This window comes from Streptomyces sp. NPDC041713, from assembly GCF_055591085.1.
In genome coordinates this window covers 651,755-675,101 of the sequence record NZ_JBVIZY010000003.1, presented here as the reverse complement: position 1 = coordinate 675,101, position 23,347 = coordinate 651,755, and the positions used below count along the sequence as shown (strand labels likewise).

General features: G+C 73.1%; 18 protein-coding genes and 2 tRNA genes. 3 read left to right on the top strand and 17 right to left on the bottom strand.

What is annotated here, in order from left to right; translation table 11 throughout:
- Positions 1 to 13: 13 nt before the first annotated feature.
- The 8 genes from ACZ6CV_RS12655 to ACZ6CV_RS12620 form a co-directional block, all read right to left on the bottom strand.
- The gene (locus ACZ6CV_RS12655; RefSeq protein WP_469250785.1) at positions 14 to 1,690 is read right to left on the bottom strand and encodes a sensor histidine kinase; all 1,677 of its coding nucleotides are present in this window, start codon (positions 1,688 to 1,690) and stop codon (positions 14 to 16) included.
- Entirely contained in the window at positions 1,687 to 2,439 is a 753-nt protein-coding gene (locus tag ACZ6CV_RS12650) for a response regulator transcription factor (protein ID WP_469250784.1), read from the bottom strand. Before ACZ6CV_RS12650 ends, ACZ6CV_RS12655 begins: the two co-directional genes overlap by 4 nt.
- Positions 2,440 to 2,558: 119 nt before the next feature.
- The gene (locus ACZ6CV_RS12645) at positions 2,559 to 3,512 is read right to left on the bottom strand and encodes an amidohydrolase family protein (protein ID WP_469250783.1); all 954 of its coding nucleotides are present in this window, start codon (positions 3,510 to 3,512) and stop codon (positions 2,559 to 2,561) included.
- Positions 3,466 to 3,813 (bottom strand): antibiotic biosynthesis monooxygenase family protein, encoded by a 348-nt coding sequence (locus ACZ6CV_RS12640; protein ID WP_469250782.1) that lies wholly within the window; start codon positions 3,811 to 3,813, stop codon positions 3,466 to 3,468. Before ACZ6CV_RS12640 ends, ACZ6CV_RS12645 begins: the two co-directional genes overlap by 47 nt.
- 156 nt (positions 3,814 to 3,969) lie before the next feature.
- Positions 3,970 to 4,857, bottom strand: a complete 888-nt coding sequence (locus tag ACZ6CV_RS12635) for a DUF2797 domain-containing protein (RefSeq protein ID WP_469250904.1) — start codon at positions 4,855 to 4,857, stop codon at positions 3,970 to 3,972.
- Entirely contained in the window at positions 4,857 to 5,555 is a 699-nt protein-coding gene (locus ACZ6CV_RS12630; RefSeq protein WP_469250781.1) for a hypothetical protein, read from the bottom strand. The genes ACZ6CV_RS12635 and ACZ6CV_RS12630 overlap by 1 nt, the downstream gene beginning before the upstream one ends.
- Before the next feature lie 175 nt (positions 5,556 to 5,730).
- Positions 5,731 to 5,803: transfer RNA gene (locus ACZ6CV_RS12625), tRNA-Arg, on the bottom strand.
- A 203-nt stretch (positions 5,804 to 6,006) separates the two neighbouring features.
- Positions 6,007 to 6,097: transfer RNA gene (locus ACZ6CV_RS12620), tRNA-Ser, on the bottom strand.
- A gap of 260 nt (positions 6,098 to 6,357) precedes the next feature.
- On the opposite strand from ACZ6CV_RS12620, the gene ACZ6CV_RS12615 reads away from it, so the two are divergent.
- Both ACZ6CV_RS12615 and ACZ6CV_RS12610 read left to right on the top strand, forming a co-directional pair.
- A complete protein-coding gene (locus tag ACZ6CV_RS12615) occupies positions 6,358 to 6,804 on the top strand; it encodes an SSI family serine proteinase inhibitor (RefSeq protein WP_469250780.1) in 447 nt (148 codons plus the stop codon).
- 168 nt (positions 6,805 to 6,972) lie between these two features.
- Positions 6,973 to 11,880 (top strand): PAS domain-containing protein, encoded by a 4,908-nt coding sequence (locus ACZ6CV_RS12610; RefSeq protein ID WP_469250779.1) that lies wholly within the window; start codon positions 6,973 to 6,975, stop codon positions 11,878 to 11,880.
- A 156-nt stretch (positions 11,881 to 12,036) separates the two neighbouring features.
- Here the strand turns inward: ACZ6CV_RS12610 and ACZ6CV_RS12605 are convergent, their stop codons facing one another.
- Positions 12,037 to 12,612: a TetR/AcrR family transcriptional regulator gene (locus ACZ6CV_RS12605; RefSeq protein ID WP_469250778.1), complete on the bottom strand. Its 576-nt coding sequence runs from the start codon at positions 12,610 to 12,612 to the stop codon at positions 12,037 to 12,039.
- A 141-nt stretch (positions 12,613 to 12,753) separates the two neighbouring features.
- Here ACZ6CV_RS12605 and ACZ6CV_RS12600 point away from each other — a divergent pair, with 141 nt between their 5' ends.
- On the top strand, positions 12,754 to 14,085 hold the full coding sequence (locus ACZ6CV_RS12600; protein WP_469250777.1) for an MFS transporter: 1,332 nt from the start codon (positions 12,754 to 12,756) through the stop codon (positions 14,083 to 14,085).
- A 167-nt stretch (positions 14,086 to 14,252) separates the two neighbouring features.
- Here the strand turns inward: ACZ6CV_RS12600 and ACZ6CV_RS12595 are convergent, their stop codons facing one another.
- The 8 genes from ACZ6CV_RS12595 to ACZ6CV_RS12560 all read right to left on the bottom strand — a co-directional run bounded on the left by ACZ6CV_RS12595 (position 14,253) and on the right by ACZ6CV_RS12560 (position 23,152).
- On the bottom strand, positions 14,253 to 15,902 hold the full coding sequence (locus ACZ6CV_RS12595; protein ID WP_469250903.1) for a long-chain fatty acid--CoA ligase: 1,650 nt from the start codon (positions 15,900 to 15,902) through the stop codon (positions 14,253 to 14,255).
- A gap of 204 nt (positions 15,903 to 16,106) precedes the next feature.
- Positions 16,107 to 16,688: a SigE family RNA polymerase sigma factor gene (locus ACZ6CV_RS12590; RefSeq protein ID WP_469250776.1), complete on the bottom strand. Its 582-nt coding sequence runs from the start codon at positions 16,686 to 16,688 to the stop codon at positions 16,107 to 16,109.
- A gap of 248 nt (positions 16,689 to 16,936) precedes the next feature.
- On the bottom strand, positions 16,937 to 17,917 hold the full coding sequence (locus tag ACZ6CV_RS12585; RefSeq protein ID WP_469250774.1) for a DUF1906 domain-containing protein: 981 nt from the start codon (positions 17,915 to 17,917) through the stop codon (positions 16,937 to 16,939).
- Positions 17,918 to 18,048: 131 nt separating this feature from the next.
- The gene (locus tag ACZ6CV_RS12580) at positions 18,049 to 19,209 is read right to left on the bottom strand and encodes a lipid-transfer protein (protein ID WP_469250773.1); all 1,161 of its coding nucleotides are present in this window, start codon (positions 19,207 to 19,209) and stop codon (positions 18,049 to 18,051) included.
- Complete coding sequence (locus ACZ6CV_RS12575) at positions 19,206 to 19,700, bottom strand: MaoC family dehydratase (protein ID WP_469250772.1); 495 nt, start codon at positions 19,698 to 19,700, stop codon at positions 19,206 to 19,208. Before ACZ6CV_RS12575 ends, ACZ6CV_RS12580 begins: the two co-directional genes overlap by 4 nt.
- Positions 19,697 to 20,878 (bottom strand): acyl-CoA dehydrogenase family protein, encoded by a 1,182-nt coding sequence (locus tag ACZ6CV_RS12570; RefSeq protein WP_469250771.1) that lies wholly within the window; start codon positions 20,876 to 20,878, stop codon positions 19,697 to 19,699. Before ACZ6CV_RS12570 ends, ACZ6CV_RS12575 begins: the two co-directional genes overlap by 4 nt.
- Position 20,879: 1 nt before the next feature.
- Complete coding sequence (locus ACZ6CV_RS12565; RefSeq protein ID WP_469250770.1) at positions 20,880 to 21,905, bottom strand: bifunctional MaoC family dehydratase N-terminal/OB-fold nucleic acid binding domain-containing protein; 1,026 nt, start codon at positions 21,903 to 21,905, stop codon at positions 20,880 to 20,882.
- A gap of 29 nt (positions 21,906 to 21,934) precedes the next feature.
- A complete protein-coding gene (locus ACZ6CV_RS12560) occupies positions 21,935 to 23,152 on the bottom strand; it encodes an acyl-CoA dehydrogenase family protein (RefSeq protein WP_469250902.1) in 1,218 nt (405 codons plus the stop codon).
- Positions 23,153 to 23,347: the final 195 nt, after the last annotated feature.

Sequence of the window (23,347 nt, the reverse complement as noted above, 5' to 3'; positions counted from 1 at the left end):
GCCAACTGGTCTGTCAGGGCTGTGTGGTGAGGCTGTGGTCAGGCTGTGAGGTGAGGCTGTCGCCCGGCTGTGAGGTGGTGGGCGGCGGGTCCGCGACGGCCGGCAGCACGACGGTGAACACGGTCCGCCCCGGCACGCTCTGCACAGTCACCGTGCCGCCGTGCGCGGTCACGATGGCCCGTACGAGGGCGAGGCCGAGACCCGTCGACCCCGCGTGCCGGGAACGGGACGCGTCGCCGCGCGCGAACCGTTCGAAGACGGCGGGCAGCAGGTCGGGCGGGATGCCGGGCCCGTCGTCCCGGACCTCCATACGGACGTGCGGCCCCGCCCCGCACACCCGGGCCGTGACCGTGGTGCCGGGCGGGGTGTGGGTGCGGGCGTTGGCCAGGAGGTTGACGACGACCTGGTGCAGACGGGCCGGGTCGGCGCGCACCAGGGCCGGTTCCGCGGGGAGTTCGAGGTGCCAGTGGTGGTCGGGTCCTGCCGCCCGCGCGTCGCTGACGGTGTCGACGACGAGCGGTGCGAGATCAGTGCTCTCGTACGAGAGCGGTTGTTCCGCGTCGAGCCGCGCGAGCAGCAGCAGATCCTCGACGAGCCCGGTCATCCGCTCCGCCTCGGACTCGATCCTGCCGAGCGCGTGCCGCGTGTCGGGGCCGGTGGACTCCCGCCCCCGACGCGTCAGTTCGGCGTATCCGCGGATCGAGGCGAGCGGGGTCCGCAGCTCGTGGCTGGCGTCGGCGACGAACCGGCGCACCCGCGTCTCGCTGCGCTGGCGCGCCTCCAGCGCGGAGTGGACGTGGTCGAGCATGCGGTTGAGCGCGGCGCCCACCTGGCCGACCTCGGTGCGCGGGTCGGCGTCGGGCGCCCGCTCGTGGAGGGCCACCTCGCCGCTGTGCAGGGGGAGTTCGGCGACGCGCGTCGCGGTCGTGACGATCCTGCGCAGCGGGCGCAGCGCGACGCCGACCATGGCGGCGCCGGCCAGCGAGGCCGCGGCCAGGCCCGCCGCGGTGACGCTGACCTCGACGACGATCAGCGTGTCGAGGGTGTTCCGAACCTTGGCGGCGGGGACGCCGACGAGGAAGTCGCCGCGGACGCCGGACGCGTACGTCGCGCGGTACGCGCCCTGCCCCGGGATGTCGACGTCGTGCGGCTCGCCGTCCCGGGGGACGGCGGCGAGCGCGGCGATCTGGCCGGCGTCGAGCCGGGTCGCGTCCGGCAACGGGCTGCCGCTGTCGTCGTCCGCCTCGGTGCTGAGCAGGGCGCGGCCGACCGCGCCGTCCCGGCCCACCTCCGCGCCGATGGTCCCCAGCTCCTGGGGGCCGCGGGTGACGAACTCCAGCGGGTCGTGGGCGCCGGGCCCGTCGCCGCCACCGCTGCCGTCCGGCAGGCCACGGTTGCCGGTGCCGCTGCTGTTACCCGTGCCGGTGCCGCTACCGGTGCCGGGTGCCACGGCCGGTCCGGACGCCCGCTTCGCGACGTCGCCGAGCGCGCCGTCGAGCTGGTCGTACAGGTGTGACTTGAGGGCGAGCGTGGTGACGGTGCCGATCACCGCGCACACGACGGCGATCAGCGCGACGGCGGAGAGGACGAGCCGGGTACGGAGCGTGCGCGGCCGATCCCGACGCGGGAGGCGACAGAGACGACGGAGGTGTCGTAGACGACGTCCCGCGCGGCGGAGGGGCGGACTCACGTACAGGCGACAGGAACCGCGGACTTGATCAGATACCCCGCCCCGCGCCGCGTGTGGATCATCGGCTCGCGCCCGGCGTCGATCTTCCTGCGCAGATACGAGATGTAGAGCTCGACGACGTTGGCCTGGCCCCCGAAGTCGTAGTTCCACACCCGGTCGAGGATCTGAGCCTTGCTGAGCACGCGCCGCGGATTGCGCATCAGATAGCGCAGCAGCTCGAACTCGGTCGCCGTGAGGTGGATGGAGTCGCCGCCCCGCGTCACCTCATGGCTGTCCTCGTCGAGCGTCAAGTCGCCCACGACCAGGGTGGATTCGCTGCGCTTGTCGGCGGCGCCGGCCCGCCGGATGAGCCCGCGCAGCCGCGCCACGACCTCCTCCAGGCTGAACGGCTTGGTGACGTAGTCGTCGCCGCCGGCCGTGAGCCCGGCGATCCGGTCCTCCACCGCGTCCTTCGCGGTGAGGAAGAGCACCGGCACGTCGGGCATCTCGCGGCGCAGCCTGCCGAGGAGGGCGAGCCCGTCCATGTCGGGCAGCATCATGTCGAGCACCACGGCGTCGGGCCGGAACGTGCGCGCGGCACGCACCGCGCCCGCCCCGTCGCCCGCGCTGCGGATCTCCCAGCCCTCGTACCGCAGGGCCATGGACAACAGGTCGGTGAGCGACACCTCGTCGTCCACGACGAGCACGCGGACGGGGCTCCCGTCCGGCCTGAGCAGTTCGGTACGCGCGTGAGGCGTGGTCATGGTCATACGCACACCCTGGGCGGGGCCCCTGAGAGCACTCTTGCGCGAACCTGTGAATTCCCTGAGAAAAGGCGGGGCCCGGGTTCATTCGAGCGCGGGATAACCCGACCCCCAGGTCCCCCCGGTCACCCGACCCCGAAGAGCCGCGCCCCGTTCCCGTACAACACCCCCCGCAGCCAGGTGTCGCCGAGCCCGAGCCGTTCCAGCGCCTGGAGTTGATGCAGGTACGGGTACGGGATGTTGGGGAAGTCGCTCCCCAGCAACACCCTGTCCCCCAGGTCGGCCAGCCGCCCCGCCTCCGCCACCGGGAACGGCATCAGCGCCTCGCTGAAGTCGGTGAACGCCATGGTCGTGTCGAGCCGCACCTCCGCGTACCGCTCCGCGAGGCCGAGGAACTCGCCGTACTCGGGCATGCCCATGTGCGCCACGACGACCGGCAGCCGCGGATGCCGCGCGAGCAGTCGCGCGACCGCCTCCGGGCCGGTGTGCTTGCCGGGCTCGGGCCCGGACCCGCAGTGCATGACCACCGGGATCCCGGCCTCGGCGAGCAGCCCCCACACGGGATCGAGCAGTACGTCGTTGGGGTCGTAACCCCCCACCTGCACATGCGACTTGAAGACCCGCGCGCCCGCCTCGACGGCCTCCCGCACATACCGGTCCACGCCCGGCTCGGGGAAGAACGTCGCGGTGTGCAGACACCCGGGCGTGCGCCGCGCGAAGTCGGCCGACCACCGGTTGAGCCACTCCGCCATGCCCGCCTTGTGCGGATAGAGCATCGAGGTGAAGGCCCGCACCCCGAACTCTGCGAGCAGCGCGACCCGCCGCTCCTCCTCGTGCCGGTACGTGATGGGCCACCGCACCGCGCCCGTCGCGTCGTAGGAGTCGAAGTACGCCCAGACCTTGTTGAGCACCCGCTCCGGCATGAAGTGCGTGTGGACGTCGACGAGTCCGGGCACCCCGAGCCGCTCCCAGAACCCCCGAACGGCGACAGACTCATCACCACCGTCTCCGCTCCCGCCTATGGCACTCGCGCTATCGCTCCCGCACAAACCCGTGACTCCTCTCGACCTTGGCGACATGGAGGACGTACGTCTCGTACCAGTCCTCGCGCCCGCGCCGCTGCGCCGCGCGGTGCTCCAGGTCGCTGCGCCAGGCCCGGATGGCCTCCTCGTCGCGGAAGTACGAGACGGTGACGCCGAGGCCGTCCGGCGTGCGGGCCGAGTCGACGCCGAGGAACCCCGGCACCTCGGAGACCAGTTCGTCCATGCGGTCGGCGGTCTCGCCGTATCCGCGGTCTCCCGCGGTGCGTATGGAGGAGAACACGACGACGTAGTAAGGCGGTTCGAAGGGACCGACAGGACCTTGGGTGTGATCGCTCATGACGTCACCATCGGGCCCGCGCGGCGCCCGCGTCCACCGCTTTCCGCACGCTCTTGCCCAACGGTCGAACGGACTTGACCATTCGGTCAACGAAGCGACGGCTCCCGAGCACGCCCCACCCCCCTGCCCCTATCCCTGCCCCTGCCCCTGCCCCCGTCAGAAGAGCCCATCCTGCTCAACGCCTCCTCCACCCGGCGGCGACGCGATCGGCCGGACCGGCACGCTGACGCCGGCGCCCGCGTCGGCGGCCACCAGCTCCCACCCCACGAGCAGCCGCGTATCGACGACGAGCACGTCCCCGCCCGCGACCCGCAGATGGAGATCGGGCCCGGCGGCGGCGACGAGCCGCCCCGCGACGACACCACCGTCGACGGCTTCCCGCATCACCAGGTGACCGGGCGCGCCCCCACCGCCGCCCATCCCGAAGGCTGCCGAGTGATCGACGGCCTCGAACGGCACCGGCTCCAGGGTCTCGGCCCACCCGTCGAGCCCCACGGCCCGCCCGTACAGCTCCGCGAGCTCCCGCGCCCGCTCGCCCCACACCGGCAGCGCACCGCGCACCTCCCGCTTACGGGCGTACGGCACCCGGTCCGGCACCCCGAGCGCGGCCCGCAACAGCTCCTCCGTACGCCGGGCCGCCATCAACGGCCCCCGCCCCAGCCAGCAGAACGCCACGGCCCCCTGCTCCAGAAGCCGCACGGCCCCGCGCTCCTCGGCGGTGATCCCGACCTTCAGGAGCCCGGGCCCGAACCACGCGAGGTAGACCCGATAGGTCCGCGGATCATCGGGAACCCCATCCGCGGCCACGGAGTAGAGACGATCCAACCGCGCACACTCAGAACACCGAGCCTGCGCGGCCGTACCCGCCACGACGGCCCGCAGAGGACAAGGATTCCCCCGCGCCCCAATACACCCCCGCTCCCCCACAACCCGAAACCCGACGAAACCCCCATACACCAGCCCACTGACCCGCCCCCCTGCCCACCGCAACACGGGCACCCCACCAGGCCACCCAAGCCCCACACACCGCCAAGCCACCGCCATCACCCCGCACACCCGCCCAACGACTCCGGCAGTACCACCGCGGGCAGCTGTCCCTGTTCGACCTCATCCCGGCCGATCCGGATGCCGAACAGGCAGCCGACGGCCCGGTACACGGCCGGCGCCCAGTCCGACAGGCCCATCTCCGACCACGGACGGGCCGGAGGGGCGAGCCGGGCATGGACGGCACCGCAAGCAGCGAGCCTGTCGTCAAGAACGGACAGGCGGGCCGCGGTGTCTTCGGGAAGCGCGGAGTACCCGTCCAGGAAGGCCGCGCCGAACTCAGCCGACCAGGCCATCCGGTCATCGGCCGGAGAGGAGTAGAGGATCATGGCAGGCGCATCGTGGCGATTGAGCGTCACGCACACCATCTCCTCCCCTTCACGGGACAGAACGTCATCGTCGTCGAACTGGGACAGGAACACCGTGGCCGCGTCCCCGTCCTCCAGGACAAAGGACCAGTCGCCGCTGGTTCCGACCATGGCGAGCGACCCTTCGACGTCGTCCGGGACGGTGTAGTCCCGGTACGCGACCGGCGTACCGGTCGTGACAGCGCCCAGGCGGTCGAGCCACGCGGACGTGTCAACGCCGCGTATCGCGGTCAACGAGATCCCGTCACGCATACCTGGTGTGTCGCGAGACGGCGTATCGACGTAGGCGTGCTCGCCGATCCAGGAGAGGTCGTGGTGGTCGTTGTGCATACCCCACGGTATGCGTCGGTCCGGGGGTCCTTCGAGGTGCCGTGCGTCCGGGCCGGCCCCGGAAGGTCCGTTTTCACGACCTGCGCCGCACCTGCGCGTCGCTCCTCCACGAGACTGCAGTCAACGCAAAAGCCAGAGGCCCCGTGGATTCCTCCACGGGGCCTCTGGGCTGCTGTGCACTCGGCAGGATTCGAACCTGCAACCTTCTGATCCGTAGTCAGATGCTCTATCCGTTAAGCTACGAGTGCTTGTTTTTTCTTTTGTTTCTGTCTTCGCTTCCCGGCCTTGCGGCCCGTTCGCGGCGACAGGAAGAACATTACATGACTGCCGCCGCCATGTGAAATCCGTTAGCCCGACCCCTTGTGAGCTGGGGAAACACCCGTATGCGCCGACCTGCGCGCCTACGCACCGAAGCCCCGGTCCAGACGGACCGGGGCTTCGGATCGAGCTGCGGAGGCGGAGGGATTTGAACCCTCGATGGGCTTTAAGGCCCAAACCGCATTAGCAGTGCGGCGCCATAGACCGGACTAGGCGACGCCTCCAGCTTGCACACCTGCGCGAGCGCGGGGTGCGTGCAGATGATGACACAGCCGGGCGGCCGGTCACCAATCGCGGCCTCCACGGTACTAGTCGCGCGGCCCGCAGGGCAAAGGCATTCCTCCGCGGTACTGGTCGCGCGGCCCGCAGGGCAAAAGCGTTCCTCCCCACCGCAACGTCGTGCCGCGCGCGGCGTTAGAGCGGTAGAGCCTCGGCCTCTTGTCCCTCACCCCTTGTCCCTCGCCCCTCTCACCGTGGAGTCCCCATGCTGCGCCGTCTCGCCCTCACCGCCGCCGCCTCCGTCGCCGTCTCGGTCGCCGCGCTGTCCGCCCTGCCCGCCGCCGCCCAGACCGGCACCCCCACCCCGGCCCCCGCCCCGGCCCCGGTCGACCGGCTCACCGTCACGGTCACCGACTCGGGCGGCGACGGCGACGGAACGTACGTACTGAAGTGCCACCCGACGGGCGGCAACCACCCGGAGGCCGCCGACGCGTGTGCGCGGCTCGACGAGGTCACCGTCTTCGGGACCAATCCGTTCGCGCCCGTGCCGCGCGACGCGATGTGCACGATGCAGTACGGCGGCCCCGCCACCGCGCACATCCGGGGGACCTGGGCCGGACGCCCCGTCGACGCGCGCTACAGCCGCACCGACGGCTGCCAGATCTCCCGGTGGAACGCCCTCGTGCCGGTGCTGCCCGCGACCTCCGCGTGACCAGGGGCTACTGAAAACTCACATGTTCTGCGTGCGACCTCCCTCTCATCCGGCGTCGCGCGCACGACCACTCCCCGTAGACTCCCTCCCGTGACACGCCACGGGTCGAGGGGCAAGATGGCCTGAGCGAGTCGGCAAGAAGCGGTACATCAGGGAGGAAGCGTCGTCGTGAGCAGCAGGCCATCCCGAGGCGCTGCTCGCCTCGCAGCCATACTCGACGCGCTCCCGGACGCGCTCGTCCTCGTCAATGCCAACGGCACCGTCGTGAACGCCAACGCCATCGCGCTGGAGGCGTTCGAGGCCCCCGGCACCGCGCTCGTGGGGCGCGGCCTGCTGGATCTGCTGCCGGGGTTCGACTCGCGGCTCATCCCCGGATCCATGCGGCGCCCGGACACCATCGACGAGCGCGGGCGCACCAAGCCGACGCGGATGACCGCCCGGCGCACGGACGGCATCGAGTTCCCCGTCGAGGTCACCAGCTCCCCGCTGGAGGACGGCAGGACGGCGTACGACACCCATGGGTACACGGGTGACGAACTGCTGATGCTGGTCGTCCGGGACCTTTCGGGCACGGTGGACACCGAGGCCGAACTCGCCCGCTCCCAGCGGCAGACCGAGATGATCCTGCGCGCCGCGGCCGAGGGCGTCGTCGGGACCGACACCGACGGCCGGGTCGTCCTGGTCAACCCCGCCGCCGCCCAGATACTGGGCTTCCGCGCCAGCGACCTCGGCGGCCAGGAACTGCACCCGCTCGTACTGCACTCGCGCGCCGACGGCGAGCCCTTCCCGTACGAGGAGTCCCCGCTCGCCGACACGCTGCGCTCCGGCCGCAAGCACCGGGTGCGCGGGCAGGTCCTGTGGTCCAAGAGCGGCGCCAAGGTGCCGGTCGACCTGACGACGTCCCCCGTGCGCGACGGTGACCAACTGGTCGGCGCGGTGATGACGTTCACCGACCGCAGGCCCTACGACGAGCTGAACGAGAAGTACGAGGCCGCCCTCGCCCGGCACGAGGAGGAGCTGCGCGCCGCCGAGGAGCGCCGCGAGGAAGAGGTGCGCGCCCTCGAGGAGCGCCGCGCGGAGGAGACCAAGGCCGCCGAGGAGCAGCGGGCCGAGGAGCTCGCCGCCGAACAGGAGCGGTACGCGGCGCTCGCCGAGCGCGAGAAGGACCGCTTCGAGGAACTGGCCGAGCGCGAGAAGACGCGGTACGAGTCGCTGGCCGCGCGGCACGAGCAGCTGCTCGCCGTCCTCGGCTCCGCCCTGCGCGGGCCCCTGGACGAGCTGCGCCGCGAGCTGGCCGCGCTCGCCTCGGACGACGCCGGCCAGCTGTGGCCCGAGGCCAACCAGGTGCTGCACCACCTGTCGGCCGGGTACGCCCGGATGACCACCCTCGTCGACAACGTCCTGGGCTTCCAGCTGCTCGACGCGGGCGACGAACAGCTCTCCCGTACGAGGGTCCTGCTGGACGCGGTCGTCGCCGCCGGCGTGGAGGGCGCGGTCGAGCTGATCGGGCCCGGACGCGCGCAGTTCGCGGTGCACGCGCCGCCGATCGAGCTCGTGGTCGACGCGGAGCGGCTCGCCACGGCGGTGGCCCATCTCGTCGCGGACGTGGCGGGCATCGACGCGACCGGCAACGCGCGCGCGGGTGTCGGGGCGTCCGGCGGGCTCCCCGGTGTCCCGGCCGCGGGTGGCTTCGTCGACTCGACCATCGTGGTGGCCGCGGCCCAGCGCGGCGAGGTCGTCCGCATCGAGGTGCGGGGCCCGTACGCCGGGGGCGACCCGGTCCACGAGCCGATCGTGCGGGGCATCGTGCGGGCGCACGGAGGCGTGCTGCAGACGCATGAGGTGCCGGGCATGGGCGGCAGCGCGTACGTGCTCGAAGTGCCGATGGGGACGGGCGCCGCGGGGGGCGGCGACGACGGTGCGGGTGTTGCGTCGGGGGGCGCGGGCGTTGGTGCGGGTGCTGGTGCTGGTGCGGGTGCTGGTGTCGGCCCCGGTCACGCGGTGATGGTTCCCGAGCAGGCTTCGGGCGGTACCGGGGGTGGGCGTCGGCGGGCCCGACGGGCTTCGGTGGACTCCTTCCTGGAGAGCGGTGTTTCGGGGGCGGCCAGTTCTGTCGCGGGGGCGGAGGACTCTGTTCCGCCCGCGGCTTCGGACACGCCTGCCGGTGGTACGGAGGTCGGTGGTACGGAGGCCGGTGGCGCGGGTGCGTCCGGCGATACGGGTGGGCCTACTGGTACGGGACGTCGCCGGGGGCGGCGGGCTGCTGAGGCCGCTCCGGAGGGCCTCGGCGGATCTGTGACGACGGACCTGGTGGGCGGGCCCACGGCTCCACCGGCGAGCTGCGCGGGTGGCCCGGGTGGTGCTGGTGGCCCGGGTGGCGCAGGTGGGGCCGGTGGTACGGGAGCGGCCTCTTCGGAGACGTACGGCGGTGCCTCCGGGGGCACCGGGCGGCGGCGTGGGCGGCCGAGTGCCGCCGAGGGTGCCGAGGGTGCCGTGATGACCGCGGCCGAACACGCGGCCGGATCCGCCGCGTTGGGCGAGACGGTGCCGCCGCAGGGCGTACCCGTCGACGGGGCGTCCGGGCGCCGGGCCCGCCGGGTCGGCGAGCAGCACGCGCTGCCCGCGCTGGCTTCGGGTCCGTCCGAGGCGGCGGGCACCTCCACGGGTGTCGAGCTCGCGGCGGTCGAGGCCGGGTACGGCGACGGGACCACGCGGCCCACGGGGCGGCGGGCGCGGCGCGCGCTGGCCGCCGCCAAGGAGCGGGCAGCCGCGGAGGAGGCGAACAGCGGGCGGGTCTTCGCGCTGCCGCCCGCCGCCGCCGACCGCACGCCGGGACAGGACGTGGCGGGGTATGCGCCCGCCGGGCACGCCGCAGGCCAGGAGTACGCGGCCGCGCAGGAGATCACCGGGCACCACGGTGCGGCCGTGCGGCCCGAGGACGACGATCACACGCCGCCGCAGGCTCATCCGGCGCAGGCCCCTAGGGGTCGCCGGTCCCGGCGGGCGGTGGCGGCGCCGCAACAGGCTCCGGAGGAGCAGGTCGCGCCGGGCTCGCCGGTCGCGCCGGTCGCGCCGGGCTTGCCTGTGCAGGGTCCGGCTCCGGGTCCGGGTCAGGGTGTTGCCGGGGTGCCCGGTCAGGGTGCGCCCGCGCGTGGCCCGCAGGGGGCGGGGGAGGCGCAGGCTCGGCCGCGGTCCGGGGCGGGCGGTCAGGGTGGCGCGGCCGGACCGTTGCCGGCACCGCAGCAGCAGCCTCAACCACAGCCGCAGCCATGGCCCGACGGGACGACGCCGCCCGGCGGCGTGCCCGCGCAGGGCACCCCGCACACCGCGGGTACTCCGGCGCACGGCGTCCCGTCGCAGGCGCTCCCGTCGCAGGCGCAGGGCACCGCGCTCCCGCCCGAGCAGGGCGCGCAGGCCCGCGCGGCCCAGCCGCTGCCCGCAGAGTCCCCGGCCGGGGACCCCAACTCGACGCAGGGGCGCTCGATCAGCGTGCGCACCCTCGGGCAGGGCGTGCCGTTCGGCCAGCAGATCACCGACCAGCAGCGGGGCCCGCAGGGCAGCGGCAATGGTGGCGGCACGGCCGTACCCGGCGCCGGTCAGCCCCCGCAGGGACAGCAGCCTGCCCCGGGTCAGCCTCTTCCGGGTCAGGCCGGGCAGGGTCAGCAGGGCGGCCGTGGCCAGCAGCAGCCCCGTACGCCCGGTACGCCCCGGATCCCGCAGTCGCCGCAGCCCCCGCAGCCTCCGTTGCCGCCGCAGGCATCGCAGGCACCGCAGCCCGGACAGCCGGCCGCGCCCCAGTCCCCGGACGCCGCCGCCGAACCCCGGCAGCCGGCACGGAAGCAGTCGCCTCAGGCACGTCAGTCGCCTCAGCCGCCTCAGTCGCCTCAGCAGGCCCCGACGGGCCAGCCGCAGACGGGCCAGACAGCCCAGACGGGTCAGCCTCTCCCGGGCCAGACCGGCCAGATGCCCACCGCACAGCCTCAGCCGCAGCCCACCGCACACCCGCAGCCGGCCACGCAGCCGCAGACCGCCGCCGGGCAGTCGCACACGCTCGGCGGCTCCGGACGCCGCCGCAGGCTGGGCACGCCCCCGGACCCCTCGGCCGACGAGCGTCCCGAGGCCGCCGCACGCCCGCACCCGTTGCCCCAGACACCGCTGCCCCCGACGCACGCCTCGGGCCACACTCCGACGCACCCGCAGTCCCGTATCGCGTCGGCCACGGAAGGCACCGGACGGTCGTACGCGATCGGCGCGCCGGACGAGGACGCCGACGAGGGACCGGAGCCGCTGGACGGACCCGGCGGCGCAGTCGAGGTCGCGAACCGGCCCCAGCCGCAGCCGATGGACGACGAGTTGCCGCCCGAGCCGCTCGACAACCCGCGGCGCCTCCTGGTGTGGCCCGCGCCCGACGTCACCACGCAGCAGGCGCTCAGCGACCGCGGCTACCGCCCGGTGATCGTGCACTCGCGGGAGGAGGTCGACGCGCAGATCGCGGCGTTCCCCGCGGCGCTCTTCGTCGACCCGCTGACCGGCCCGATCACGCGTACGGCGCTGCAGTCGCTGCGGCAGGCCGCCGTGGCCGCCGAGGTTCCGGTGCTGGTGACGGCCGGGCTGGGCCAGGCGACGCGCGAGGCGGCGTACGGTGCCGACCCCGCCGTACTCCTGAAGGCGCTCGCACCGCGCGACAGCGAACAGCACCCCCCGCGCGTGCTGCTCATCGAGGAGCACGAGGAGATCGCGCTCGCCCTGACCGCCACGCTGGAACGGCGCGGCATGCAGGTCGCGCGGGCCGAGAGCGACGCGGACGCGGTGACGCTCGCGGCGCAGATGCGGCCCAACCTCGTGGTGATGGACCTGCTCCAGGTGCGCCGCCGCAGGGCCGGGATCGTCGACTGGCTGCGCGCGAACGGCCAGTTGAACCGCACCCCGCTGGTCGTCTACACCGCGGCCGTCGACGAGACGGAGCTGCCGAAGCTGGCGGCGGGCGAGACCGTGCTGTTCCTCGCGGAACGCTCCACCAGCAGCGAGGTGCAGGGCCGGATCGTGGATCTGCTGGCGAAGATCGGCACGAACTAGCGCGGACGCGGAGGCGGGCGAGGACGCACGCGTACGCGTGTGCGTGCTGTGCTGTACGTGCGCGTAGAGCACGGCGGGCCCGCGCGCGTACGGCTACGTGGGGGACGCCGGCCCGCGCGCGTACGGCTGGGTACGGCTACGTGCGGACCGGCGAGCTCAGGCCGTTATGCGGCGCACCGCGGCCTTGACCGAGGCGCGCAGCCGCTCGCGGTCGGCGTCCTCGTCCCCGACGAGGATCCGCCGCATCTGCGGCACCGCCGTGGACCAGCCGGCCAGCGCGACGACCATGAAGAGCAGGTGCGGGGCGGGGATCTCGTCGCTGAGGACGCCCCGCTCCTGTGCGTCGGTGAGCACGGCGACCTTGCGGTCGTAGTGGGCGCGCCGTTCCGGCTCGTCGGGGAGATCCTCCGCGCCGTACTCGATGCCCTCCCAGAAGAGCAGGCGCAGCAGCTCCGGGTGGGCGGCGTGGTAGTCCATCAGCCGGTCGAGCCAGCCGTCCATGTCGTCGGCGTCGACGGGGATGGCGACGGCCATCTCCAGCATGCGCTTCTCGAGCACCTGCGTGAACAGCTCCGCCTTGTTGCCGAAATAGGCGTAGATGAGCTGTTTGTTGGCTTTCGCCTCGCCGGCGATGCGGTCGATGCGGGCGCCGGCGATGCCGTACCGGGAGAACTCGGCGACCGCCGCCTCGAAGATCCGCGCCTTGGTGGCCTCGGGGTCTCTCACTGCCATGGGCTCAGGGTAGCGAACTCCTTCGAGTAACCAACCGGTTGGTTGCTTGACATCGCGGCGGTGGCGGGCGCAGACTTTTTCCAACCAACCAGTTGGTTGCCGTTTTCGCCCCTCCGTCCGCACGCGGGAGTCGTCACGCCCATGCCTTCACAAGCACCGTCCACGTCCTCCGCCGACCGGGCGACCGCAGCAGCCGCCCGCCCGGTCCAGAGCGTCACCTTTCCGGCCGCCCCTGCGGGGGCCAGAGCCCCGGCCCCGGCCCCGACCCCGCACCCGCTCCCCGTCCCGCACGGCGTCTTCCTCGTCCTCATCGCCGTCTGCACCGCCGTGACGGCCGCCAACATCTACCTGGCCGCACCCCTGCTCCCCCTGATGGCCCGCGACTTCGGGTCCACCCCGTCGGCAGTCGCGTGGGTCGCCTCCGTGGCCCAGTTCGGGTATGCGGCGGGGCTGTTGTTCTTCGCGCCGCTCGGCGACCGTGTGAACCGCCGCAGACTCGTCGCGGTGCTCTCCCTCGTGACCGCGGCGGCACTGGTTCTCGGAGCGGCCGCCTCGGGCACCACCGCGCTCGCCGCCGCCATCCTGGTGGCCTCCGCGGCGACGGTCGTGCCGCAGCTGCTCGTGCCGCTGGTCGCCGAGCGGGCGCCCGCGCACCGGCGGGCCAGCCATGTGGCGGCGGTCATAGCCGGCCTCTTCACGGGGGTCGTGGCGGCCCGCGTGCTCGGCGCCCTGGCCGGTCAGGCCTTCGGCTGGCGCTCGGTCTTCGTCGGCGCCGCCGTCCTCACGGCGCTGCTCGGCCTGGCCTCGGCCGCCGTGCTGCCCAAGGAGCACCGCCGCCGCACGGGCCCGCTCTTCGCCGGCCTGGCCCAACTGCCCGGCGTGGTGCGCGGCTCCGCCGACCTGCGACGGGCCTGCGTCCGCCAGGCCGGGATGTACGGGGCGTGGAGCGCGCTGTGGACCTCCCTCGCCCTGCTGCTCACCGAGGGCGGCTCCGGTGGGTACGGCATGACGACCGCCACGGCGGGCCTCTTCGGACTCTTCGGTCTCGCGGCCGCCGTCGTGGCACCCCTCGCGGGCGGGCTCGTCGACCGCTTTGGCGCCGCCAAGGTCGTCTCGTACGCGTACGGCGCCGCCGGGATCTCCGTGCCGCTCTTCTGGCTGGGCGGCGGCGCGCTCTGGGCCCTGTGCGCGGCGGCGACGGCCCTGCACATGGCGCTGGTCGCCAATCACGTCGCCAACCAGACCCTGGCCCTGACGACCACCTCCACACCCGCGGTCGCCAACACCGCCTATGTGGTGGCCGGTTTCGCGGGCGGCGCGCTGGCCTCCGCCCTCGCGGGCAGCGCGTACACCCACTGGGGGTGGACGGGGGTGTGCGCGGTGGCCGCGCTCTGGCTCGCGCTCGGCTGGGCGAGCACCGCGATACCGGCCCGCCGGGGTGGCGGGAAGGCCGCCGGTGCCGGGGTGGCATGACCCCCGGCACCGGCACCGGCCCTGGCCCCGGCTCGGGCACGACCTCGGCTCCGGTCGCGCCGGTCCCGCCGGTCCCGCCGGTCCCGCCGGTCGTGCCGGTCGCTCCGGTCACGCCGGTCGCGCCGGTCGCGCCGGTCGCGCCGGTCGCGCCGGTCGCGCCGGTCGCCTCAGAGTCGCGTGACGTCCAGCTCGCCGGCCGCGTACTGCCTGCGCAGGACCTTCTTGTCGAACTTGCCGACGCTCGTCTTCGGGACCGCGGGGATGACCGCCCAGCGCTCGGGGAGCTGCCACTTGGCGACGGTGCCGGCGAGGAAGTCGCGCAGGGCCGCGTAGTCGGCGGTCGCGTTCTCCTTCAACACGACCGTGGCGAGGGGGCGTTCGCCCCACTTCTCGTCGGGCACGGCCACGACCGCGGCCTCGGCGACGTCCGGGTGCGACATCAGGGCGTTCTCCAGCTCGACCGACGAGATCCACTCGCCGCCCGACTTGATGACGTCCTTGGCCCGGTCGGTGAGGGTCAGGAAACCGTCCGCGGTGATCACGCCGACGTCGCCGGTCTTCAGCCAGCCGTCCGCGCTGAACTTGTCCTCGGGGCGGAGCACCTCGCCGCCCGCGCCGCCGTAGTAGGCGCCGGCGATCCAGGGGCCGCGCACCTCCAGCTCGCCGGCCGACTCGCCGTCCCACGGCAGGTGTTCGCCGCCGGGGCCGACCAGCCGGGCCTCGACCGAGGCGGGGAAGCGGCCCTGGGTGAGCCGGTAGCCGAACTCCTCGTCGGTGCCGACGGCGTGGGCCGGCGGGCGGGCGACGGTGCCGAGCGGCGACGTCTCCGTCATGCCCCAGGCGTGGCAGACCCGCATGCCGAGGCGGTCGAAGGCCTCCATCAGCGAGGGCGGACAGGCCGAGCCGCCGATGGTGACCTGGCCGAGCGAACCGACGTCGCGCGGCTTCGCGGTGAGCTCGGCGAGCAGGCCCTGCCAGATGGTCGGGACGGCCGCCGCGTGCGTGGGGCGCTCCGACTCGATCATCTCGGCGAGCGGGGCGGGCTGCAGGAAGCGGTCCGGCATCAGCATGTTCACGCCGGTCATGAAGGTGGCGTGCGGCAGGCCCCAGGCGTTGACGTGGAATTGCGGGACGACGACCAGCGAGGTGTCCGCGTCCGTCAGGCCCATCGACTGCGCCATGTTGACCTGCATGGAGTGCAGATAGATGGACCGGTGGGAGTAGACGACGCCCTTGGGGTCGCCGGTGGTGCCGGAGGTGTAGCACATGGCGGCCGCGGCGCGCTCGTCGAGCTCGGGCCAGTCGTAGGTGTCGGGCTTGCCGGCGAGCAGCTCCTCGTACTCGTGGACCTGGGCGTGGCAGCCCGCGAGGACGGAGCGGTCGCCGGGCCCCGAGACCACCAGGTGTTCGACGCTCGTCAGCTGCGGCAGCAGCGGTGCGAGCAGACCGAGGAGGGAGCCGTTGACGATGATGACGCGGTCGGCGGCGTGGGCGACGATCCACGTCAGCTGGTCCGCGGGCAGCCGCAGATTGAGGGTGTGCAGGATGGCGCCCATGCAGGGCACCGCGAAATAGGCCTCGACGTGGTCCGAGTTGTTCCACATGAAGGTGGCGACACGTTCGTCGTCCGTGACGCCGAGGTCGTCGCGCAGGGCGTGGGCGAGCCGGGCGGTGCGCTCACCGATCTCACGGAAGCTGCGGCGCTGCGGGGCGCCCTCGCCGGTCCAGGTCGTGACCTGCGACGTCCCGTGCACGGTCGTGCCGTGCCGGAGGATGCGGGTGACGGTCAGCGGTACGTCCTGCATCGTGCTCAGCACGGCGTCCTCCTGGGGCGACAGCGCCTGCGCGGCAGATCGCCCGCGCGGCAGTAGGGGCTGCGCTGATTCTGCGCGCATACCGCTTGGTATGTCACTAGTCCAGGGGATGATCGATCATCGCCGGCCGTTGCCCGAGTACCGCGGTGGCCTGGGTACGGCCGTCGCCCGAGTACTGCGGCTGCCCGAGTACCGCGGTCCGCCGTCTCAGCGGACGGGGGTCAGCTCCGGGTCCTCGCGGAGTTTGCCGAGCGCCCGCGACACCGCGCTCTTGACGGTGCCGATGGACACGTCGAGCACCTCGGCCGTCTGGGCCTCGCTGAGGTCCTCGTAATACCTGAGGACGACCATGGCCCGTTGCCGCGTCGGCAGCTTCATGATCGCGCGCCACATCGCGTCGCGGAGCACCTGCTGCTCGGCGGGGTCCCCGGCCGGTGCCACGTCGGGCTCCGGCAGCTCATCGCAGGCGAACTCGTCGATCTTGCGCTTGCGCCACTGCGACGTGCGGGTGTTCAGCAGGGCCCGGCGCACGTAGCCGTCGAGCGCGCGGTGGTCCTCGATCCGGTCCCACGCCACGTACGTCTTGGTCAGCGCGGTCTGGAGCAGGTCCTCGGCATCGCTCGGATTCGCGGTCAGCGAGCGGGCGGTGCGCAGCAGTACGGGCTGGCGGGCCCGTACGTAGGACGCGAACGACGGGTACGCGGAGGGCCCGGCGGGCCGCGTCGGACCCGGGCGCCGCGTCGCGGCCTTCGATGCGCTGGTGCACACGGACACCATGGATGCGGTCATGGCTCCACGCTAGAAGCGCCCCCTACTTCAGCGGATCGGCCGCAGGTCCCGAAGCCGTGTCCGCCTCAGGTTGTACGAGTGGGGTCGGCGCCACCTCCTACAGGTGGAGGAGGTGGGGCGTCCCCCTGAGGGTTCACCCCCGAGAGCCACCCCACCGCACCGCCCTTCCGCACCACCCCACCGCACCGCCCCACCGGACCGCCCGACCGCACCACCCCGTCACGCGAGGCCGCCGCGCGGTGGACGCGTCAGCTGATGCGTGCCACCGGGGCGTGGACCAGGTTGCGGTCGATCTTCAGGGCGCGCCCGCCGTGGGTCTCCTTCACGTTGCCCGCGTACTGGTGGATGCGCCGGGCCGGGTGCCACGCGGAACGGCCCAGCGCCGCCTCGCGGTACAGGTTCGGCTTGGTGTGCCAGCGCGCGAACCACATCACCTCGGGCAGGTCCCGTACGCCCGCCCGGCGGGACATCTCCATGTGCAGCACACCGGAGTCGGCGCTGCTGTAGAACCCGGGGATGTAGCCCTGTTTGCGCACCTGCCGGTCCCAGGCCCTGACGAAGGAGAGCGTGGTGTTCGCGCAGCTCTTCTTGCGGTAGGGGTACGCCTCCATGTCCAGGTAGAGCGGGCTCTGCTTCCCGATGCCGAAGGCCTTCGCCCTGCGCACCGCGTCACTGCCCTCCCGCTGACCCTGGGCCGCGGGGTTCTTTCCGATGCGCACGTTCCGCTTGTTCTTCGCGACGACGCACGGCGACTGGGATCCCACGTACACCGGCAGGACCCGCCAGCCCATGCCCTTCACCGAGCGCATCCAGGCGTGGCTGAGGTGGGCCTGGGTCTTGCAGGCCCGGCCGCGCCCCCCGAAGTAGACGCCGACGCCGCGGTAACTGGACTTGAGCCAGCGCCGCATGGTGTCGGTGGACGGGGTGTTGCAGGTGTCGAACGCCTTGCCGTTGAAGGTCGACACCTTCGCGGACGCCCGCGCGCCCGACCAGGGCAGCTCGGGCACATCGCCCGCACCCGACACACCCGACACCCCTGACACACCGTCCGCACCCGACGCACCGGCCGCTTCGGCCGCCGCGGCCCAGCCGATGGCGCCGGCCCAGCCGGACGGGCCGCCCGTGCCGGGCGTGGGATCGGCGGCGGCGCCCGGTGGTGCTGCCGTCAGGTCCGCGGTCAGGGCGGTCAGGACGAGGACAAGTCCAATGATCAGCTTTTGGAGACGCATAGGGCGAGTGAAAGGGCCCGGCCTCGCCGCACACGCGAGGGACGCGCCGAGTTCAGCCGTCCGCCACCAGAATCAACCCGCTCGACTCAACCCACCAGAAGCAACCCTCCAGAAACAACCAACCACCAGAATCAACCCACCAGAATCAATCCCGATGTGGGAACACCCGTGCCCGCCGTCACCAAGGTGCGCGCGGCGCCGGGTATCTGGTTCACCGAGGTGCCGCGCACCTGGCGGACGGCTTCCGCGATGCCGTTCATGCCGTGCAGATACGCCTCGCCCAGCTGGCCGCCGTGGGTGTTCAGGGGCAGCCGCCCCTCGGCGACGAAGCCCGCGGCCTCCCCGGGCGGGCAGAACCCGAACTCCTCCAGTTGCATGAGCACGAACGGCGTGAAGTGGTCGTAGAGGATCCCCACGTCGATGTCGGCCGGGGCGAGCCCCGAGGTCCGCCAGAGCTGGCGGGCCACCACGCTCATCTCGGGGAGCCCGCTGAGGTCGTCGCGGTAGAAACTGGTCATCTGCTCCTGCGCCCGCCCCGCGCCCTGCGCCGCCGCGGCGATCACCGCCGGGGGCTGACGGAGGTCGCGGGCCCGTTCGGCGGTCGTGACGACGAGTGCCTGGCCGCCGTCCGTCTCCTGGCAGCAGTCCAGGAGCCGCAGCGGTTCGACGATCCAGCGCGACGCGGCGTGGTCCTCCAGGGTGATCGGTTTCCCGTGGAAGTACGCCGCCGGGTTGGTGGCCGCGTACCGGCGGTCCATCACGGCGACGTGGCCGAAGGCGTCCGGTGTCAGGCCGTACGTGTGGAGGTAGCGCTGGGCCGCCATCGCCACCCAGGAGGCGGGGGTGAGCAGGCCGAACGGCAGCGACCAGCCGAGCGCCGCCCCCTCGGCGGACGGCTCGCGCCGCTGTACGCCGGAGCCGAATCTGCGGCCCGAGCGTTCGTTGAACGCGCGGTAGCAGACGACGACTTCGGCCACCCCGGTCGCGACCGCGAGCGCCGCCTGCTGGACGGTGGCGCAGGCCGCGCCGCCGCCGTAGTGGACGCGGGAGAAGAAGGACAGTTCACCGATGCCGGCCGCCTGGGCGACAGTGATCTCCGGGCTGGTGTCCATGGTGAACGTGACCATGCCGTCCACGTCCGCGGGGACGAGCCCGGCGTCGTCCAGCGCGGCCCGCACGGCCTCGACGGCCAGTTTCAGCTCGCTGCGCCCGGAGTCCTTGGAGAACTCGGTCGCCCCGATGCCGGCGATCGCGGCCCTGCCGCCGAGGCTGTCGCGCGTACGGACACTCATACGGCCCCCTCCGCGGGGACGGGCACCGTGACGGTGACGGTGACGGTTCCGGTGACGTGGTTGCCGATGCCGTTGGCCCCGACGACCTTGACGGTCGCGGTGTCGCCGTCGGGAGAGGATTCGACGTGCTTTACCGTGCCGGTCAACACCATGGTGTCGCCGGGGTAGTTGGGGGCGCCGAGCCGTATGGCCACCTTGCGCAGGACGGCGGTGGGGCCGAAGTGGTCGGTGATGTACCGGCCCACGAGGCCGTTCGTGGTGAGGATGTTCATGAAGATGTCGGGCGAGCCCTTGGCCCGCGCCAGCTCCGCGTCGTGGTGTACGTCCTGGTAGTCGCGGGACGCGATCGCGCCGGAGACGATCAGGGTGCGGGTGATCGGGATCTCGAGGGGGGGCAGGGTTTCGCCTTCTTGGGCGGTAGGGGCTCTCCCTGTGGTGCCTGTTGTATCCGGCGTACCTGCGCTGCGCGGCGTACCTGCGCTCCCCGTCATGCCGGCTCCTCCCCCTGCGCGATCAACTCACCCAACTCCTCCAGCACTTCGCTGCCGCATCCCAAGTACGCGTCCAACTGCCGCCCCCACAGGAAGTGCCGGTGTACGGGATGGTCGAGGTCGGCACCCGTGCCGCCGTGCAGGTGCTGGCCCGCGTGGACGACGCGGGTGCCCGCCTCCGACGCCCACCAGGCGGCGGTGAGCGCGTGTGTCGCGCAGGGCAGCCCGGCGTCGTGGCGCCAGGCCGCCTCGTAGGCCGTCACCCGTATCGCCTCGGTGTCCATGTGGGCGTCCGCGGCGCGCAGTTGGACGGCCTGCTTGGCGGCCAGGGGGCGGCCGAACTGCTCCCGCTCGTTCGTGTGGGCCACCGCGCGGGCCAGCGAACCCGCGCACACCCCGGCTTGCAGCCCGGCGAACGCGGTCCGTGCGGAGGCCAATACGTCCTCGTACGCTCCCGGGCCCTGGCGGAGCGGTTCGGCACCCGGCCCCTGGAGCCGGTCCACACCGGTGCCGCCGAGCCGTGTGACCCTCGACTCACCGAGCCGGTCCACACCCGTGCCGCCGAGCCGCTCAGCCCCCAGCCCGCTGGGCCGCCGCTCCACACCCGCCCCACCAAGCCGCTCCCCAGGCACCCCGTCGAGGACGAGTCGGCCCGCCGCCCAGGGCGCGGTCAGTTCCACCGGCTCCACCCGCGCGTCGGCCACCCGCACCAGCCACAGGCTCCGGTCGGCCGCCGCCACCAGGACCTGCGTCGCGTCCCGCAGCCACGGCACCCACGCCACCTCGCCGCTCAGCCGCCCGTCCGCGGACGCCACGACCCCGCCCCGCGCCGGGAACGCCCCCGTCGCGACCTCGCTCCCCTGCCGCAGCGGAGGCAGCAGCCGGTCCCGCTGCTCCGGCGTGCCGTGCGCCGCCACCGTGAGCAGGCCGTAGACACAGCTCGCCGCGAACGGCACCTGTGCCGTGACCCGCCCCTGCTCCTCCAAGAGCAGCACGAGCCCGAGCAGCCCGACCTCCTCCACCGCGCCCGGCAGCCCCGCCGCACACAGCGCCTTCCACAGCTCGGCGTCCGACCCCGTACCCGCCGCCGCGAGCCGCTCCGGAGTGGCCAGGTCGGCGAAGATCTCCCCGGCGAGTTCACGTGCCGCCGCCTGCTCCGGGGTGGGTGTGAAGTCCATGTCAGCCCACACCTTCCGCGACACCGGCACCGGCGTTGGCGTCGGCGCCGGCGTCGTCCACGGCGCGGAACATCGGCAGCTCCAACTCCGCGTCGACCCGCCGGAACTCCAGCCGCACCGGCATCCCCACGCGCACCTTGTCGTACGGCACCCCGATGACGTTGCTGACGATCCGTACGCCCTCCGCCAGTTCGATGAGCCCCACGGCGTAGGGCGGGTCGAAGGCCGGGAAGGGCGGGTGGTGCATCACGACGTACGAATAGACCGTGCCCTCACCGCTCGCCGCGACCGTGTCCCACTCGGGCGAGCCGCAGGCGTTGCAACCCGGCAGCCAGGGGAAGCGCAGGCCGCCGCATCCGGTGCAGCGCTGGATCAACAGGCGGTGCTCGGCGACGCCCGCCCAGAACCCGGCGTTGTCGCGGTTGACGACGGGCCGGGGACGGCTGCTGCGCTCCCTCTCGCCCCCCGCGACGCCCCGCTCCCGCCGAGCCGCTGCCGCCGCCGTTTCCGCCGTCGCCGTTTCCGCCGTCGCCGTTTCCGCCGTCGCCGCCGGAGCGTACTTGAGGATGCGGAAACGGTGGGTCCCCGCGAGTTCGCCGTCGGCCAGGACGTCCATCCGCGTCGTCACGAAGTGCCCCGTGCCCAGCTTGGTCGTCTTGCGCGGCGAGACCGACTCGATGACCGCGTCGTAGGTGATCTCGTCGCCGGGGCGCAGCGCCCGCAGATACTCCTGCTCGCAGTCGGTCGCGACCACCGAGGTGTACCCCGCGCCGTCCAGCAGCGCGAACAGCTCGTCGTGGGCGCGGAAGCGACCGCCGCGCGCGGAGAGGCCGCCCATCGTCCAGGCCTGCAGCATCGTCGGCGGCGCCACGGGATCCTCGCCCCCGTACGCGGGATGGGTGTCGCCCATCGCCTCGCACCAGTGCCTGATCATCGGCCGGTTGACCGGGTCCTTGCCGCGCCCGGTCTCCTCCGCGCCCCTGCCCTCGAAGGCCCGCAACTCGTCGTACGGGATCTCACCAGTCACGATGGGCCCCACCGCATCCGCACCACCCCTCACCGCCGCCCCCTCCGCATCCCGAGCCGCATCGTCGCCACGATCTCGCGCTGCACCTCGCTCACCCCGCCCCCGAACGTGTTGATCTGCGCCGCCCTGTTCATCCGCTCCAGTTCCCCGTCCCCGCATCCGCCCGGTGAGCCGGCCCGGACCAACCCCGCCTCGCCCACCGCCTCCTGGCACATCCGGTACACCGCCACGGCCGATTCGGTCCCCATGAACTTCACGCCGCTCGCGTCACCCGGCGCCGGCGACCCCGCGCCCACGTCCCCCACCAGACGCCAGCTGAGCAGGCGCGTCGCCGCCAGCCGGGCATGCGCTTCGGCCAGCCGCGCCCGCACCCACGGGGCGTCGATGCGGCGCTCGCCCGTCACCGGATCGGGCGTGCGCGCCGCCGCCCGTGCCGCCGTGTAGAAGTCCTCCGCCTGCATGCCGATCGCGGCGAGCGCCACCCGTTCGTGGTTCAGCTGGTTGGTGATGAGGCCCCAGCCGCCGTTCTCCTCGCCGACCAGGTGGCCGGCCGGCACCCGGACGCCGTCGTAATAGGTGGCCGTCGTCGTCAGGCCGCCGACGGTCTCGATGGGCGTCCAGGAGAAGCCGGGTGCGTCGGTCGGGACGAGCAGGATCGAGATGCCCCGGTGCTTGGGGGCGTCGGGGTCGGTGCGGCAGGCCAGCCAGATCCAGTCGGCGTTCTGCGCGTTCGACGTGAAGATCTTCTGGCCGTCGACCAGCCAGCCTCCGCCACCTGTCCCGTCGCCTGCCACGGCGCCCGCCCCACCACCCGCCCCGTCGGCGCCGACGCGCACCGCCCTCGTCCGCAGGGACGCGAGGTCCGTCCCGGCGGACGGCTCGCTGTAGCCGATCGCGAAGACCAGGTCACCGCTGAGGATGCGCGGCAGGAAGGCGGCCTTCTGCTCCTCCGTGCCGTACTTCATGAGGGTCGGCCCGACGGTGTTGAGGGTGACCATCGACACCGGCGCGCCCGCGCGGTACGCCTCGTCGAAGAAGACGAACTGCTCGTCGGCGCCGCGCCCTTGACCCCCGTACTCGACGGGCCAGCCGAGGCCCAGCATCCCGTCGGCCCCGATCCGCCGCAGCAGCCGTCGCTGGCCCTGCGTGTCCGCGCCGTCGGGTGGCCCGTCCGGCATCACGTCCCGTAAGTACGCGCGCAGTTCGGCGCGGAGTCGGCGCTGGCGTTCGGTGGGGGCGAGGTACACGGTGGCGGCCTCTCCGGCTCGTACGGCGCGTACGGGCGGTACGGGGTCACGGCTGCGCGCGCCTCTCGTACGAGCCGCGCACCCGTCCTCCCGTACCGGCAAGGGTTTCTGACTGTCCGTCAGATTGCGTGCCGATGTCAAGAGATGCCCGCCCCCGAACACGCCTGTGCGGCGGCGCCGAAGCACCGCCGCACA